The organism is Paenibacillus sp. Y660 (assembly GCF_057221575.1).
Map to the genome: position 1 here is coordinate 1 of NZ_JBXBBJ010000048.1, position 18,817 is coordinate 18,817.

The following is an 18,817-nucleotide window of genomic DNA, read 5'->3' on the forward strand; positions in this document are numbered from 1 at the left end:
GCAACAACCATTTTCTTAAAGTTTAAGTCGTACTGTTTCTTCGTCATATTGTGTTCCCCTCCACTGATTTCATTGTATCTAAGTAAGGGGTGTACTGTCCAAGTCTAAATAGGGGCTAAATAGCAATGACTTAAGTTTCAAGAAAATGGTTGTAGCCAAGAGAAAAGTGATTGGCAACTGGCTTTGATAATGGTTGGCACTTCAATCATGTTTATAACAGCTGTCTTTCTATTTAATCTTGCTGTTGCTTTCATAAAATACCACCTCCATCTCTATTAAGTCACCATAGTGATAACTTATGAACATGGTGGTGATATTGTTTGTGTTACTCTAATCGCAGACATGCGGGTTTTTAATAAAAAGTAGAATTATACTCTCCTTTTATGTAATCGGGATGTCAGATGCGATTTCTTCCGTTCGAACTTGCCAATCATACTAATAATAAATTAAAGTGAAAGGTCCTTATGCAAATTCATTAATCAAAATCGTTTTTTCCGCTATTCTTTTCAATATTCAACATTGATTATGAGGAGACTGAATGTTATCATGAAAATAAATTACGTACGTAAATAGAGGTGATTACATTGAATTTCTCTTACAATTTCCCTGCTCTTCGAGGTATCCAAGCAAATAAAGAATTTTATACCGTAATTTGTCCTCTTCGTCTAATACCAAAAATTTTTTTATTCGATGAAGAAGAAATTCCGCCTGAGCATCGTGCACAACGTCTAATGAATAAATCAAGAATACCTGATATTACGAATTACATACTAGAAAATCCTAAAGAGTATGTTTTTTCATCACTTACAGCGTCCGTAGATGGAGAATTGCAATTCGTACCAGTATCAGAAGAAAATAAAGATATAGGACAATTAACTATTTCATTAGATTCAAAGTTTCTTATAAATGATGGTCAGCATCGTAGAGCAGCTATTGAAGAAGCATTAAAGATAACACCAGAACTAGGCGACGAATCTATATCTGTTGTATTTTTCTTTGATCGCGGATTACAACGGTCTCAACAAATTTTCTCTGATTTAAATCGACATGCAGTCAACACTACATCTAGTATAGGAATTCTTTATGATCACAGAGATCAATTTGCATTATTGACAAAAGATCTAATTAACACGGTCCCTCTTCTTGAACGGTATACAGATAAAGAAAAAGTATCTCTGTCAAAGAACTCTCCAAAATTATTTGCACTGAATCATATTTTCAATACTAATTGCCGCTTAATAGGAAAGAAAAAGGGTGAATTAATTTCCGATCAAGAACGTTTATTCATAACAGAGTTTTGGACACTATTGATAGATTCTATACCAGAATGGAATCATGTACTAAACAAAGAAATTTCCCCTCGTGAATTACGGCAAAATTGTATTGCTGCTCATGGTGTTTTTCTAGAAGCAGTCGGTGTAGTTGGTCATTACTTATATGTAAATAAACCAACTTCTTGGAAAGAATATGTAAATAAGTTCAAGAAAATTGATTGGAATCGTGACAATAAAATAGATTGGCTCGGACGAGCTTACGGACCAACAGGCCGGATTAATAAAACAAATGAGACAATACAATTAACTTCAAATCTAATAAAATTTAAACTTGAACTTGAGCTTACTGAAAACGAGCGTGAAATAGAAGCTAAATTTATGGAGGGAAATCTAGTTGGAACTTAACATATTTTCAATAAATAATAAATATCAGGAAACCTCTGAATTAATAAAACATGTTTATCTTTCTGACGAACGTCCTTGGGTTGTAGGGTACAGTGGAGGAAAAGATTCTACTGCAGTCGTTCAAGCTATTTTCAAATCATTATGCGAACTACAACCAGAACAACTTACTAAAAAAGTTTATATAATATCTTCTGACACATTAGTTGAAACTCCCCTAATAATAAATAAGATAACAAAAACACTGGGTAAAATTCAGGATAAAGCAATAGAATTAGGGTTGCCAATTGAAACGCATAAAATTCGTCCGGCTCTTGAGCAAACGTTTTGGGCTTCTTTGATAGGAAAAGGTTACCCTTCTCCTCGGCAGAAATTCAGGTGGTGTACCGATCGTCTTAAAATAGAACCTGCAAATCGTTTTATAAAAGAAAAAGTATCTCATTTCGGGGAAGTTATTATGGTCCTAGGCGTACGTGACAATGAAAGTGCAACAAGAGCTAATGTTATGAAGCAACATAGCATTGAAGGTAAAATCTTAATGCGTCACTCTACTCTATCAAATGCTTATGTATTTGCACCTATTCGAAATTTTTCTACAGATGATGTTTGGAACTACCTTTTGCAAGAAGGCATATCACCTTGGGGAGAAGACAATAGTGAACTACTGAAACTTTATCAAGATTCTAACAGTGAATGTCCACTCGTTGTTGATAAAGAAATTAAAGAATCTGCTGGGTCTTGTGGAAACAGCCGGTTTGGATGTTGGACTTGCACCGTAGTTACTGAAGATAAAGCTCTAAGTGGATTTATTAATAACGGTGTAAGCTGGCTAGTACCCTTATACGAATTCAGAAATTTCCTATATCATATTCGTAATGATCGAAATGCTCGTCAAAAACAACGTATGAACGGACAAGTATACTTACTCAATCATTTAGATGGTATTGATATAAATACGGCAGTACAAATTCACATTAATGATCTTGGAAAATATTTGGAGGAACAAAACATAGACCTAGCAAATGCAGAGGATCTGAATCTAATCATAATTGATCATGACGGCGAACTAAAACAACTAGGACCTGGGCCATTCACTCTTAAAGCGCGTGAAGAAATCCTCAGAAAATTGTTACAAGCTCAGAAACAAGTACAAGATCTACATGATCCTACGATAGAATTAATCTCAATTGATGAACTCAAAATTATACGACAATATTGGGAAGATGATTTGGATTGGGAAGATCGAGTACCTACGATTTATAAAGAAGAAACTGGTCATGAATTAAATTGGGATGAGAATGATCGTCCTACGTTTGCTGAAGATCAAATGACAGATTTAGAGCGTTTGTGCATGGAAGAGAACGTAAACTTAGGAGTAATGAAGAAACTAATTGCAATTGAAAAAAATTATTCGGGTTATAAAGTCCGGCGTGGTCTTGTCAAAGAATTCGAAAAGGCTCTAAGACAAGATTTCTTACATTTGTAATAAGGGGTTAGTGTATGCGACTTAAGAAAATAGTTTTAAGAAATATCGGTGCATATTATGGCAAAGACAATCAAATTGATTTAACTACTAAACCTGAGAATAATGTTATTCTCATTGGAGGTAAGAATGGTGCTGGAAAAACAACACTACTCGAATCAATTCGTGTTGCATTATTTGGTTCATTAACATATGGTTTTATGTCAGAAAGCGATGCATATTATTCTAGAATAGGATCTTTATTTAATCGTAAGGCTAAAGGAGAAAATGAATCACAATACCAAATCATTCTTGAATATGACAGTGTTGAAAACTTTTTATCTAGTAACTATGAATTAAATAGGTATTGGGTTGTGAAAGGCTCTAAGATAAAAGAATTCTTCTCAGTTCATAAAGATGGGCGATTGCTAAATGAACGTGAAACCGATAACTTTCAAAACCGATTAAGGGAAGAAATTCCTCCTCGGTTATTTGAGCTATGTCTATTTGATGGTGAGGATATTTCACGTATCATATCAGACGGACGTATATCTGAGTACTTAAATGATGCAGCTAAAATATTATTTAATCTTGATTTATTTACTAACTTAGATAAAGACCTTCATACCTTTAAAAATACTCTTAACATCACTGAAAGTGAATTGGGGGAAAATTCTAGCAAAGCAAACTTAGAAAGTAAGCTTTCTACACTACGCATAAAATTAAGTGAAATTAGTAAGCAATTAGTTGAAATACATCAAGATGTTATAAATACAAAAGAATTTCTTATACTAAAAAAACGCGATTTCGAGATGCATGGGGGCTTACATAAAGACAATAGAGACAATATTGTTCTTGAAATTAGTCGTCTTGAAAGCATTCGAAAACAAAATAATGATCAAATTAGAAATTTTACATTTGAATTATTACCACTATATTTAGTGCGAGACCTCGTAACAGAAACAAATATCCAAATGAACGAAGAAGAAAGCATCGAGACGTACGCATATATCGGCTCGATATTGGAACCGGATACACTGAATCGGATTGTTGATAATCTTTCATCAAAATTCCAAATGAACTTTGATAAAAACTATAGCAAACAACTCCACAAGGAAATAATGGATGTATTCGAACCAACAAATAAAAAGGTTCTCCATAGAGCTTCTTTCGCACAGAAAACTGAATTTAATTATTTATATCACACACTTGATAAGATTAATGTACATAATTATAGAAATCTCTATGATGAGAACATAATCTTGTTGGACCGCACTCAACAATTAAAGCAACAATTAGATACCAATGATAATTCAAGTGAGTTTAAATTGTTACTTAATGACATCCAAAACTTAACCCTTTTAATCGAGCAAAAAAAACAAACAATAGAGCAAAAACAACAAGAAGAGCTTATGTTATCGGAAGAAATAAAAACAACTATGATTGCTCTAGAACACGAAACAGTAAAGTGGCTGAACAATAGAAAAACAATTAATTCATTTGCTCTTGCAGAAAAAATTCATAAAGTAAGTTCACGATTTCAAACTATGCAATTAAGAAAAAAATTAGATCAAGTACAAAATGAAGCAATTAAAATGATTCATCGTCTTTTTAGAAAAAAAGATTACATCACTCGCATTTTTATATCTCATGAATCTTTTGAATTAAAAATATATCATCATGAAGAACTTTTGGTAAACGAACGATTATCAGCCGGAGAAAAAGAAATGCTCATGCTTTCAATAATCTGGGCAATGTTTAAGTCAACGGGTTGGAAATTGCCCTTAGTATTTGATACTCTACTTGGTCGTCTTGATCAAGACCATAAGAGAGAACTTATTAACTATTTTATCCCAAACTGTGGTGAACAAGTCATAATATTAGCAACTGACTCAGAGGTAAGTGTTTCCCAATTCAAAGATTTACAGCAACATTTGTCACATTACTATACTTTAGAGTTCAATACTGCACGTAATATGATTGATATCAATAAAGACCATTATTTTGATATATACGATTTGGAGTTGGTGTAAATGAATTTTAATATACGAACATCTAAATATGTTGCAGAGTCTCTTAAACAACTTCATTCTGCTACAAATGTAACTCCAAATATATTAATCAGGTACGCGGTTTCAATGTCACTCCGTAATAAAGAACAAGTACAAGTGTTAAATAAAGAATCTTCTGAAGGACTTACCTTACATCGTACGACAGTAACAGGTGATTTTGATTATGTATACTTTGCCCTTATTACCCAACATGCAGGGCGTATAATTTCTGACGAAGAGTATTTTCCTGGATTATTAAATGCTCATTTAGAACGCGGTATAAGACAATTAAATGGAGAATATAAAGCTGCAGGAAATAGTGAACGATTCTTTCGAACACTTATGAATTTATAGGTGGTGTATAAAAAAATGATATATATGGACAATAGCGCAACAACTGCCATTCATCCAGAAGTGCTTGAAGTAATGCTTCCTTACTTAAAAGAAGAGTACGGAAATCCCTCAAGTAAATACTATACACTTGCTGAAAACGCAAATAAAGCAGTTGAAAAGGCTCGTCAACAAGTTGCGAAATTAATAGGATGTGACACTGATGAGATTATCTTTACAAGCGGGGCAACAGAAAGTAATAACATGATTCTTAAAGGTGTATCGGAATACTATGGTGCCGAAAGAGCAAGTATAGTTACATCTCTAGTTGAACATCCTTCTGTACTTGAAACATGTTCCTATCTGGAAACTAAAAGCACAAAAATCGACTATCTAAAGGTGGATAATTTCGGACGGGTAAATCTAGAAGATGTTAAAAAAGAACTAATCAGTAATCCAACTCTTCTTAGTATTATATGGGGAAATAACGAAGTAGGAAGTCTAAACCCACTCTTTGAAATAGCTGAACTTTGTCACTTGCAAGAAACATTTCTACACACAGATGCAACCCAAATAGTTGGAAAAGTGGAGATTAATTTAAAATCTCTACCTGGTATAGGTTTTCTCTCTCTATCTGGACATAAATTACATGCCCCTAAAGGGATTGGTGTAGCTTTCATTAGAAAAAAGACAAAGGAAATTTACACAAAAATCACACCTCTTCTTCACGGTGGAGGACAAGAAAATAATTATCGAAGTGGAACTCTACCCGTTCACAATATAATTGGTTTAGGCAAAGCAGCTGATTTAGCAAATCAAAATTTGAACAGTACAAGAATAAAGTTAACTGAACTTGAATTAATGCTTATGGAAATACTTAAAGTTAAATTCGGCGAGAAAATTAAATTTAATAATGATACTAACAATAAAATACCGGGTATTCTAAGTGTTCAATTTGTTGGATTAAATAATGAATTATTGCTTAAAAAGCTTGCCCCCTATCTTGCTGTCTCTTCAGGTTCAGCTTGCAGTTCAAGTAAGCCTAGTCATGTTCTGTCAGCAATGGGATTAACATTGAACGAAATCAGACAAACAATAAGGATATCGCTATCTAATATTAATTCTACTAAAGATATTTCGTTTTTCCACAATCTATAATATTTCATGAAAAGGACGTGATGAACGTCCTTTTATCTATTTCTTTACCTCATAGGTATTATGGCTTATTATAAATATAGGAATTGGGATATATATAATCAATAATCCAATGAGGTGATTAATTTGGAAAAACTATATGAAATGGAAAATCTATTATTAAAAAACTTATGCAGGCAACACGGGGTTTCTGCTGAATTAGTAAAAAAACTCTTACGCGCTGCAGAAGAAAACAACTATTCAAATAAGTCAACAAATGAACGTAGAACAGATTATATAGATCTAATTAATTTCTATAATAGAAATCAGGGTGATAATATTGATATTAAAAAAGTTAATACTTAATAATTATAAAACATTCTATGGACATCAAGAGTTAAACCTTTATATCCCCCAAAGTACAAGAGCTGAGAAAAACAAAAATATTATTCTTATTGGCGGCCTTAATGGTGCAGGCAAAACGACAATCTTAAAAGCTGTTCATTATGCTCTCTTTGGTAAACGAGCGATGAAGGAAGAGGAATATAGAAGATTATTTTCCAATGTAATTAACAATCACTTTTTCGATGAAGGCGGTCGAGAGTGTTTTATTACACTTATAATTGAAAATGACAATTTAGAAGAATGGGAACTAAAAATCAAATGGATTTTCGATCACAATAAAAAAGTGGTTAATGAGACGCGTGATATTACAATACGTAAACCAGGTGCTAATATCGGTAAGCATTCTGTAGTTAATAATATTGATACATTCAATCGATTTATTGACCGAAAAATCCCTTACCATGTCGCTCCATTTTTTATTTTTGATGGTGAAGAAATTAAAGAAACTATTCTTAGACAAAATAGTGATGAAATGAAAACTGCAATCCAGAAACTAAGTGGACTTGAGACTTACAAAGTATTGCTGGAAGACCTAAATGATGCCAAAAGTTTTCTGGAAAGAAAAGTAGTAACCTCAATGGGGAGCGCAAAGAATGCTAACTTACCGCAAGAGCTTAGCCGTGTTGCAGGAGAGTTGGAAGATTACATCCAAAAAATCAAGGTAGTAAATCAAAGGAAAATTGATTTAGAATCACAAATTAATCAATTAAAGCAATCTAGATCAGGAAAGATCCAACAAAACTCAAAGTCAAGAGATACAATATTAAAGAAGCTAACTACCTGTGAAATAGCCCTTTCTCAAAATCAAACTGAATTCGATAAGAAGTTTAAAGATTTCGCTTATCTATATATATTGTCAAACCCAATTCAACAATTAAAGAATAGACTTAATTCAGAAGAAAAAGAAAGAGATAGACAACTAAGAAGTCTCAATACTTATTCTCCTTATAAAGACTTCTTACATGAATTGTTCAATAGTACTATTCAACCAGAACTAACAATAACTCAGAAAGAACAGCTTTTTTCCAATGGGGAGAAAATGTGGATCGATAATAATAATAATAATAATAGTAAATCTGAAGAAACTTTAATAATACTTCATGATTTGAATAAGCAACAATTTAACTTACTAATAAACACGACAGTGAGATCAAAATCAGAATTATATACTTTGTATCAACGTATATCTCAGCTTCAATCAGATCTATCTCAATTCGAAGAAGAAATTAGAAATGCACCTGATTCAATAGATATTGAACAAGAGAACATTCAAATTGATAATCTAACAAAGATGCTTGGAGAAGTAGAACTGCGACTTAGAAATTTAAGAAACAAAAGTAATGTTTTAAAAGAAGATAAGACTAAAATTGATAATTTAATAACCCGTACTAATAATACCAACTCCAATACAGAACAACTTCAAGCACAACTTGATCAAGTCAATGCAATGATCTCATTTACAAAGCAATATATTGCTGAAGTTACAAAACTTAAAGCAGAATTCATTCATAATGAATTTAAAAAAATGTTAAATGAACTAATAAGAAAACAAGATGAATTCGGAAGTATTCATTTTGATATTTCTACATATACTATACGTTTATTTAATGATAGAAACCAAGAAATTAGCATACAAGATAGATCTGCGGGAGAAATGCAAATCATTTCTTCAGCACTTATTTGGGCATTAACTAAATCAAGTAAATTCACATTACCAATGCTAATAGATACACCTTTAGGAAGACTAGATAGCTATCATCGTAATCATTTAATTAATAAATACTATAAAGAATTAAGTGATCAGGTCATCATACTCTCAACTGATACAGAAATTACACAGGAATATATTGACACTATTACTCAAAACTCATATAAACAATTTGTATTAGAATATAATGAAAAACTTAAATATACTATCATACGTGATGGTTATTTTGAATTGAAAAGGTGAATAAATTATGTCCACAAAGAGAATGGTACTTAGTCCAGGTGGAAAGAAAACTCTTGATAATTTTGTAGATATATTATCACTTAATAGACCTCAGGTACTTCGCCTTGCTTTTGCAAAAGGATATGTGTCATCCTCAACTGAAGTATCAAATAATAGTGATGAAAAAGGCTGGGAGATACCTGATATCTTTTCAGACGAAGAAATCCTTTTATTTAAACATCTTGTTATTAATAAGTTAGAAATAGAGATCAGCTCAATAGATTTATTTAAAGAGATCTTAAAGTATATCGAGATTGGTTTATTCATATTTGAAAACCTGTACAGGGATAGAAATTCTCTAGATGATATTAGAATATTAATACTAAACTAAAAAGTGTGGTCACATTTAATGTGACCACACTTTTTAAATTCTTTTACTTAAAGGCGTAATATCCACAGTAACTACTGTTTGAGAGGATAGTTCCCCTGTTTCCAAAAGTAATGGTCCATGTATAATACATTGACCCTTCCTTAGATTAGCAATTTTTGTTTCTAATTTCTTTCTTTCTTGTGCTTCACTACTTAAATTAGATGCAATATAGGATAATTCTTGTTCAGGTTGTCCAAAATAAATCTTTTGTGATGCATTCTGAAGTCTTGCTAGCTCATCCGTTCCTAATTGTGATTTAAGGAATTGTGTAGCGTACCAACCTGACCATCCAAATTTTCTGCCTTCAGTCAATATTTTTGAAGATGGAGACAGTTCAGTATGATCCAAATTCTGAGCTTCATCTAATACAACTGGTATAGGTTTTAGTTTGTTTCCGAAACGTAAAGTAAAGTTCCACAGATCCCATAAGATAAATTCAGTAATTATTAGTTGTATTTCACGTGGGTATCCTGTAAGCTGTACAATAAAAACAACTCCGTCAGAGGATAATATATTATTCCAATTGAACATGTTGTCTTGTGCAAATACTTTGCGATCAATGAATGGACGAATTTGGGATAGTGCGGTCTTTGCATAATTACTACCATCCTCCTCCAGCATTTCTCTTAATGCTTCTAAGCCCATCTGATCAGCATACTTATTTAAACCATTTAGGACTGCTTCATAAATAGAATTCTGTTGTTGAATACCAAGGGTACTATACACACTTGAAAATACACATTTTATTCTCTCAGCAATATCAGTATCAGACTCAGGAAGAGTTAATCCTCCAATTTCTCTCACATTTCTTCGAAAAGGATTTATAGGAAACTTATCATTATAAACTACGCGTTGTTCTAACTTATTTCCAAGGAATTTAGTGAATTCAGGCTCCAACTGATTTGGCAAGAATCCTTCGGTATAATCTACTACAATACTTGGTAAGCCTTGTTTAGAAAATTCTAAAAGCAAACATTGCATAAAATACGTTTTTCCTTGTCCTGATTTTCCTGATATTAGCAAATGTCTATTTGCTAGTCCAATATTACCATACTCCCAATAAATATCTTTATTACTGTTTTCAGCCCGTCCGATTAATATTCTTATTTTATTAAGATCCTGAGTTTTTTCCTCCACTACAACCGTCTTTAATTCAATATTATTTATATCATCGAAAATTTCTTTTTGCTCTTTAATTCCTTCGTATGCATCATCCTTTATATTCTCTCTAGTAACTTCATTCTGATCTTCTTGTTGACCTTGAAATAAATGTTTTTGTTGAATTGGTATAATTTCTTCAATAATTTCTTCAATAATTTCTTCAAGTTCTATTTTAACTTTATCATCTTTTTTATTTACTTTAATTTTTTGATCCATATTGTATATAAACTCAGTACTATTATTAATTTGTTCATGTTCTATTATGACATCTTCTTTGCTTTGTTTACTACTAATAAGTTCTGAAAGACAGTCTTCTTCTTCACGATCTTCTACATTATATAAATAGGATAACATTGTTTCTCTTACAAAATCGTTTTCACGATTTTGAATCCAATTATACATATCATTCATTGATTTAGTTAATCCTGTATATCCATCTGATTCTGGTAAATTCACGTAAGTCACTGCATCAGATAATTCTGACTCTCTGATGTGTGTGTTAGTCTGAAACGATAAAACAGCACCTTCCCCTAACACTTGATCAGTTTTAAATGAAATTATCATTTCATTACTTAGTAGTTTACTTACTGTTGATAAGCTAATATCATAGTTTTTTTCAGGCCAAAAGCCACTATAATGTAATTTAGCTGCATTTACTAGATAAAGCTGTGCAAAGAAATAACGATAAAACTTAGAAGTAAAAGGTTTATCTTTATTACATAACGCTTCTTTAAAGATTTTCTTTGTCTTGGTCACCTGTATCTTCGCCTTATCCAACACAGGTTTAGAATTCACTCCTATTTTCACTTCAACCGGATAAAAATGAACTATGAGTTTTTCATCTTTCTCCTCAATCCCCATCAGTAATAAATCGTCGCTATGAGAACCCTTTAGACCTAGATTTTTTGTGGTAAATAACCCTTCCGTCTTGTTAAGGCTAACGCTACCAGCAACTCTTAATATTTCTTCTAACGATATTGGTACCCATTTAATATTTGAATGATCAAAGTAGGCTAATGCAAACTTAATAGCTGATATTATACTTAATTTTTCCCTTGAATAATGTCCCTTACTTCCAACAATCCTAAGCAACCACTCTCCATTAAAAGTATTAAATGCCTTAATTGTATTAATTGCTGTCTCATTAGTAGAGATAACTTCTTTACTTTTAAGAAATTCTTTTATGACCTCAAAATATTGATCGGATTTATTTGTAACTGTTATTGCATCGTATTTATTAGACGACGAATATTGATCATTATAATGAATGACAACCAAATTCTCACTTAGATTATTAAAATACTCTAAATCTAAGTTTGAATCAATAAAAGTAACCCAATGAGAAGATGAAAATATTGCATTAAGATAAGCCTCTTCTGCGGCCGTTGTCCTAGAGAAAATGACCTCTCCTTTACGATATGAATCATTGCCATCATTCTTTAAGTTAGCAGCAAGCTCATTGACCATACTTGCTACTTGTACAAGATAGTCGTTATTGTTTTGCCTATAGTTTTTAAGACCGTATCCACTTTTATAATTTTCTAACCCCTTCATAGATGGTACTACTGAATATAGTCCTTTTAAAGCAATCCCTGTTGACATTTCTGTCATAGGTTGAATAGCATATTTTTCTTGAAGATTCATTCTATAATAGGATATGTGTGCATACTCAAATTCATTTGTAGATTCCTTCTTATAGAAAACAATTGATTGGTGCAAAATACGTAAAACATCTGTTGAATCATATTCATCAAGTTTATCTATATTCAAGTTAAATATTCTTTGGAAATCTTGAGGTGTTGGGGCTTTACTTAACAAGTCAAATGAACTTTCAAAGTTTCCCTCGCGATATATGGTAACTTCAATTGTCCTTATAGAATTTAGTTCCCTTTTCTTAATTGTATCTATCATCCATGATAATATGCCTCTTACTACCTCATGATCATTTTCAATATTGATAACATTTACTTTTAATGGTGATTTGGAGTAAGTATTAAATAAATACGAAAAATGCTCTTCAAATTGTTTTAATTTATCTTGGATAATATTAGCCAAATATTTATTTGCATCTGATACACTAACTTTTTTTACCGGTTTAAATGTTATCCATTCAGTAGCAACAGCTTGCACATCGGATTTATATAACTTTTCTGAGTCACCACTTAGATAAATATAAGGCACCAAACTATCTGGCCGTAAACGAGTTAGTACTGAATTTTCAACAATTTCATCATTTAAAGAGTTTATGATTTCAATTTGATACGCAACATTTAACGGATGGAATGGAGTAAACATTACCTCTTCATTCGCTTGTAATGCACCTAATTTGAAAATATCAAGTCCTCTAGACCCTGCTGCAACACCATCTGTAAAACTATCTACTTCATTAATATACGCAGATATATATTCAATACCCAGTTGTCTTAATGATTCGTCCATATATGTTAAGCTTGGAATATTCCCAATTACTCTAAAGCGGTTTACATAACGATTATAGGCTTCACGTAAAGGAATGCTAACCTCAATATCCACAGAAATAATCGTCCCTGATTCTAGAATTCCAGCTTTAAATCCTTGTTCAACCCATGTCTGCTCCCAATTAAGATATGTACTTAGTTCATGATTTGCATAAAATTCACGGTTTCCAAAGACCAGCTTGTTACTTGAAAGTGCTTTTTGAAAACTTCTTTTTTCTTCCCTCTTTAATCTCCAAATTCTAGATGTAGTTATTGGTACTGTTTCTGGATGCTCATTTTTAAACAGAACAGGCACAATTACTTCAACATCTTTATAATTCAAAAATATCAAAAGTTCATTGTCATCATTAAATGTATCGCTTTTAAGTTCTAGATGATAAAGATATTCTTTTAATATAATTATAGTTTGTTCATGCTTGGTTATTTCTATGTTCTCTGTGTATAATCCATCTCCAATTAATTTCGTTTCGCTTTCCAAATTGGAAATTATTGCTTTATTTGAAGGATCTACAAGATAATTAGTTTCAAAATCCTTAAACATTTCGGACTCGATTGGTAGCACCGCAATATACAGTTCACAACCAAGAGCTGCCTTCCCATCATGTTTATAACTAACTTTGCAAAATGCACCTTCTTTTGTTTTTGTTTTAATATTTATTGTCATATTTACTCTTCCTGTATGTACATCAACAAATGATTTACTTTTTTTATCATATGACACACTAGAAGGATCCAAACTTTTAATTACACCACCAAATGAAAAATTACATGTAAGTTGAATATTCTCTAGACATTCCGGATTGAATATAATAATATGACGTTTTCGATTTCCAGCATTTGTTGTTTCTTTTTGCGGTTTATTCCAAATCAATAACTTCTCCGAAACTTTAACTTCAACTAGTTCTAACTTTGCATCACCTTTTTCTTTTACGGCTTCCTCATAGCCTTTTTGGACAGTTGTAAAATCTACATCTTCCCAATTACTCGATTTTAACTCTCTTGAATATTTAGATGATATTTTCTTTTCTATATGATCTTCCTCAAAGCCTAACTCATGATACTTTCTAACAAAATCAAATAATTCTCTATTTCGTTCAAGTCTATTTTTGACTTCTTTAATACTAAATGTACTTAAATCAGTGTCTTTAAAAAGCCCAAAATGTTTATAATCATCTGAATTAATTGTCCCTTTTGATAGTGCAGCAAAAATTTCCTCAAAATCAAAAAAGGTTATTTGTTGAAAAACTAACTCACTTAAAATCTGATCCATTCGTTCAAATAATATAATTTGTTCAACTTTAGTAATTATTTTCTCTTCAATATCAGCTTTTAACTTCTTTACAAAAGATTTAGGGTGGAGTGGCATACCTTCTTTTTGCAAATCACTACTCCCTCCCGAAATAGAATCCAAGGGGTTAGATACAATACTGAATAACGCTGCCCCCTCCCATTCATTCTTCTGGTCACCAACTTGATTTCGTAGAGTTACTAGGAAGTCTGGATTTACAGTGTCGGAAGTATTTGCAATTACAAGTTTCACATTTCCTAATTGAAAGAAAAATGTTTCGTATTCTCCACCTAATTGGTGGCGATAACAAAATGGATTTGCTAGATTATTTAACTTAAAAGAACTAATAATTTCTTTTACATCATCCTCTTTATCAACCTGAAGATAATATCTATCACCTGGTCGAAGATTAGAATCTTTAAAATATTTCATAAGTAATTCAGTAACATAATTATAAAATTGGTTTAACATATTGTGCATCCCCGCTATCGCTTTTTTTATCGATGTAGTTTAAACTATCAAGCAACTCAATAACTGTTTTTTTGGATATTCGGTCTAATTTAACTCCTCGTTTTTCGAATTCCTCAAATAATTGATTTAACGGAATTCTCGAGTCTTTGACACATACTGCAGTTAATAATATAAGCATTTCATGGCTTAAATTTAGAACAGTACCCGAACTCCCTCTAACCTTTAAAAAGTCACTACCACCTAAGTCCTCAATATACCCACCAAATTTTTTGGCCGCTGTTTCCGAAATGCCTTCTGAAATACTCTTAAATAACACTTGAAACGCTTCCTGTATTGTCAATGGTTTTTCTTTTTCAGTGACGCGTTTATCAAATATTAATCTATATTTTTCGATCCATTCCTGCAGACTCTGCAAGTAATCTGCTTTATCATTCAATTCCATCTCCTCAAACTTTTCAAAAATTTCTTTGTATTGAAGGAAATTATAATTCTCATCTATTTGATTAGAATTACTATAACTTAATTGAGATAAAGTGTGCATATGAACAAATAAATACTTAGATTTTTCTCTAACACGTTTAAAACCTTCAGTCTCATCTGCTGCTTTTCTACGTTTACCAATATTCCCTTCCCAATCTAAAGCATAGTACAATGGTGTAGAGCGATTATATTCAGCTTTTTCGAACACATCAAACTTCAATAAAAGTTGACAAACATAGTTAAAAATATAAAAACGTGTTATGAGTAGAAATGTATTAATGAAGTAGTCTTTATGTTTACTTAAGAACATTAAATCTGAACAATAGAGATCTTGTAGAAATGGTAATTTATTTTGATAAATCATAATAGATTCTTCACTTAAACTTACATCTAACTTGTTTAAAATCAGTTCATCGAGGATATTATCCGTTGTCTTAATTAAAAAGATATTTTTCACATCACTATTGGAACCCACCAAAATATCAGCAGTGAATTTGGATATTTTCCTGTAGATTTCTTTATCTTCTTCAGGTAAATAATTATATAAATAAGGATGTGTAATTTTCATCTCGTTTGTGTATCCATACAAATAATCCTGTAAGAATCTTTCAAGATCAGTTTCTAATGTTGCTTCATAATTCATATCGTTTTTTATAGCTGATATTAACGGATTCTCTTCAAAGGGGTCCGAGATTATTTTACCCAATTTGACATTACAAATCTCCCGGACTATGTTGCCACTTAATTTATAATAAGCATCCTTTAATTCTTTCATTGCATGTGTTGTAAAAGGCAATATTGCATTAACCTTACCCGTTTTGTGTACTTTATGTTTAAGTAATTCTTCTAATTCATAAATGTTTAAAGTATAACTCATTATTAAGCCTCCTTCTCAAACATAAATCCATAAAATTCATCTTTTGAAATTAAAAACACTTTTTTCTCACTTTGAATATGAACAAGCAATTCTTTATTTTTAGCACCATTAGTCATCATTTTGTCCATAAACTCTATAAATTTTATGGAATCTTCATAATCTTGTTGATTAGGAACATAACCATTCATAATCATTCTTAATAGCTTAAATAAGGAATAGTCGATTTCTATCTCAGCAATCTCATTGTTATCTCCAAGTTCATACGCTACAGTAAATTTATTATTAAAGTTATCAAGCACATTGCCTTTATTCACTTGGATATGTTGCATAGAAGGTTTAAACTGCAATTTTTGAGCAAGCCTAAACTTTGCTTGCTCATTAGAAATGTAAATATAGTCTCTCCGTGGAGAACCTTTCCACCTGAACATTGATTCCTTAACTTCACTATATATATCTCTTATTATCTCTTTATTGGCTGTATTATATCCATACAAACGATAAATAAATGAATCAAAAGTGCTGTCACTTATAGACTTGTAAAATTCATCATTCGTTAAAAATGCAGTTAGTATTACTGATTCAGCAAACTTTAAAAAAGGAGCATTTTGCATATCTGTTTCTTTAGATAAAGGCCCAAGTAGCTCCCTACCTTTAGTATTTTGAATATGTATACACACCACATTTTCCACATCATTTAGCGTATATAAATCAATAGTAAGTTGATCAATGTACTTTGAACGAATTGAATACGTTGGGTTCAACATATTCATATGTCTCAATATGAAAGAACGGTCTTTTCGATTAAATAATAAATGTGGTAATGAATTATTTAATTTTGTAAACTCATCTAATAAATTGTAAGGTGTCATATCCTCCACCACTAAAATATCAATCAAGAAGTTCAAAAACGATCTAGCAGAAATTACGAGTTTGAACTTTATAATGCTTTCTATAATCAATTTAATAATTGTATTTTGAACCTGCACATCCTGCATAAAATCATAATTAAAATGACTGATCGTATATATATTATTTTTAGTATCTTCTCGATAAGCTTGATAGAATGGATTATTTTGATTTTGTTCAAATACTTTACTCATTAGTCCTGAATAAAAGTCTGATTGTGTTCCATTAACAGTTAGCTCATAGGGATGATAATCCCCAATGCAAATTAAATCAAAATTATCAGATGAATAATACTGAGTTGTTTGTTGTGAAAAGAGACCACTTTTATTAATAAATTGCTTTAACCCATTAAAATCATTTTGTTCGTCATTATGTATAAAATTATGAAGTACCCCCATATTTATTGCTAATAACGTTTTTTGACCAGACTCCTCGATTTGTTTATCTGTAAAGCCTATTAAAGAGAGCTTTAATGTTTCTAAAGCATTCATATTGGGTGAATAGCTCTCTGTAGCATCATTTATAATCGAGTAATCATTGACTAATTCAGAATGTTTAGATTTAAGATATGCAAGCAGATGAGACTTACCGTCCCCGACACTACCGCAAATTAGAATCAAATTTGATTTTGTACCCCCCTCTTTATTTTTAAGAATATCAACAAGATCACTTTGAACTTTTCGATCTACATGCAAATAATCTTTAAACGCTGTAAATGCTTGTGCACTTTCAATGGCCTCTTTTGATGAATCTTGTAGACGTTTTAATTCACCAATAAGGTAACTTTCGCCACTTTCTAGCTCAATGTCAATTGATAAGTCTGTTGGAACTGACTCTTCATTTTGCTCACTTACTTCATCCTCTTGGATTGTAGGCTTAACTAAAATGCTGCCGAACATTTTGCTGATGTAATCCTTAAGTTCTGCTATATTATCTTTGGGTCTTGGGTATTCATATTCTGGTACGAGCTTGTTTTCTTTGGAGTAAGATTCATAAAACCACAATGCAACTTTATACATTAGCTTGTGCGCCTTAACCGCTAGCTCTAAATCTGGAATAGTTTCATGAGCGCCACGATTGCCAATTTTCCTCAAACTATGCAAATTCATTTGAATATCGGCTGCAAGATATCCTCCAGTTGATAAATATCCAATTCTGTCAAATAAACTTTTATATTGAACTTCTTGCGTTTTCAAATTCTCAAGTTCAAATATAGTAGTTACTATTTCCTCTAAGAAGTTCCTCGCTTTAACCATTGCGCTTCCTGGGTCTTGAAAAAGTAGTTGTTCCATAACTAGTGCATTATCAGCTGCTTTAGATGAAAGTTCTTTTATAAACACTAAAAATTGATCACTCAATTTTAACCCTCCTAAATAAATTCTATTTTTCTAGTCAAAAGTACTATTGTTGAATCGTAGATTTCATAGTTCATAAGTCTGATTCTATCATACAATTATAAAATCCTTTTTTATATAGATTATTACTAATTTAAAATTCCAACATACTAATATCAGGAATAATGAATGTCACCTATAAACTTTATTGTATTAATTATTAAAACTATTCAACAACAATCATCTTCGTGTCACTATGTAATAGTCATCAGATAACTTTATCCTGAATTTCGAAAGCCCCTAGTAATGAGTGTTAATACACGATGTCATAGGGGACCACTTCCAAATATGTAAGTGAAAATGATGAAGTGATTGGTCCTGCTAGATTTTAGCGTACATCATCCC

The 18,817-nt window shown here is 31.6% G+C and carries 11 protein-coding genes; 8 read left to right on the forward strand and 3 right to left on the reverse strand.

Going from position 1 to position 18,817, the window contains the following annotated elements; genetic code table 11:
- The first annotated feature begins 578 nt into the window (after window positions 1-578).
- The 8 genes from dndB (at window position 579) to AC2TDN_RS25665 (ending at window position 9,379) form a co-directional block, all read left to right on the forward strand.
- On the forward strand, window positions 579-1,679 hold the full coding sequence (dndB, locus tag AC2TDN_RS25630; RefSeq protein WP_482069480.1) for a DNA sulfur modification protein DndB: 1,101 nt from the start codon (window positions 579-581) through the stop codon (window positions 1,677-1,679).
- Complete coding sequence (gene dndC, locus AC2TDN_RS25635; protein ID WP_482069466.1) at window positions 1,669-3,162, forward strand: DNA phosphorothioation system sulfurtransferase DndC; 1,494 nt, start codon at window positions 1,669-1,671, stop codon at window positions 3,160-3,162. Before dndB ends, dndC begins: the two co-directional genes overlap by 11 nt.
- Before the next feature lie 14 nt (window positions 3,163-3,176).
- Window positions 3,177-5,171, forward strand: a complete 1,995-nt coding sequence (dndD, locus tag AC2TDN_RS25640) for a DNA sulfur modification protein DndD (RefSeq protein ID WP_482069467.1) — start codon at window positions 3,177-3,179, stop codon at window positions 5,169-5,171.
- The gene (gene dndE / locus AC2TDN_RS25645) at window positions 5,172-5,543 is read left to right on the forward strand and encodes a DNA sulfur modification protein DndE (protein WP_482069468.1); all 372 of its coding nucleotides are present in this window, start codon (window positions 5,172-5,174) and stop codon (window positions 5,541-5,543) included.
- Between the two features lie 15 nt (window positions 5,544-5,558).
- Window positions 5,559-6,677 carry a cysteine desulfurase family protein gene (locus AC2TDN_RS25650; protein WP_482069469.1) on the forward strand — a complete coding sequence of 373 codons (1,119 nt, stop codon included), beginning with the start codon at window positions 5,559-5,561 and terminating at the stop codon, window positions 6,675-6,677.
- A 123-nt stretch (window positions 6,678-6,800) separates the two neighbouring features.
- Window positions 6,801-7,019 carry a DNA modification system-associated small protein gene (locus AC2TDN_RS25655; protein ID WP_482069470.1) on the forward strand — a complete coding sequence of 73 codons (219 nt, stop codon included), beginning with the start codon at window positions 6,801-6,803 and terminating at the stop codon, window positions 7,017-7,019.
- Window positions 6,994-9,009: a DNA sulfur modification protein DndD gene (gene dndD / locus AC2TDN_RS25660; RefSeq protein ID WP_482069471.1), complete on the forward strand. Its 2,016-nt coding sequence runs from the start codon at window positions 6,994-6,996 to the stop codon at window positions 9,007-9,009. The genes AC2TDN_RS25655 and dndD (AC2TDN_RS25660) overlap by 26 nt, the downstream gene beginning before the upstream one ends.
- Window positions 9,010-9,016: 7 nt before the next feature.
- Window positions 9,017-9,379, forward strand: coding sequence for a hypothetical protein (locus AC2TDN_RS25665; RefSeq protein ID WP_482069472.1), 363 nt, complete (start codon window positions 9,017-9,019; stop codon window positions 9,377-9,379).
- 33 nt (window positions 9,380-9,412) lie between these two features.
- Here the strand turns inward: AC2TDN_RS25665 and dptH are convergent, their stop codons facing one another.
- From dptH to dptF, 3 genes are read right to left on the reverse strand one after another with little or no spacing between them, the layout of a single operon-like run.
- Window positions 9,413-14,815, reverse strand: coding sequence for a DNA phosphorothioation-dependent restriction protein DptH (gene dptH / locus AC2TDN_RS25670; RefSeq protein ID WP_482069473.1), 5,403 nt, complete (start codon window positions 14,813-14,815; stop codon window positions 9,413-9,415).
- On the reverse strand, window positions 14,796-16,172 hold the full coding sequence (gene dptG / locus AC2TDN_RS25675; RefSeq protein WP_482069474.1) for a DNA phosphorothioation-dependent restriction protein DptG: 1,377 nt from the start codon (window positions 16,170-16,172) through the stop codon (window positions 14,796-14,798). The genes dptH and dptG overlap by 20 nt, the downstream gene beginning before the upstream one ends.
- A gap of 2 nt (window positions 16,173-16,174) precedes the next feature.
- The gene (gene dptF / locus AC2TDN_RS25680) at window positions 16,175-18,436 is read right to left on the reverse strand and encodes a DNA phosphorothioation-dependent restriction protein DptF (RefSeq protein ID WP_482069475.1); all 2,262 of its coding nucleotides are present in this window, start codon (window positions 18,434-18,436) and stop codon (window positions 16,175-16,177) included.
- Between the last annotated feature and the right edge of the window lie 381 nt (window positions 18,437-18,817).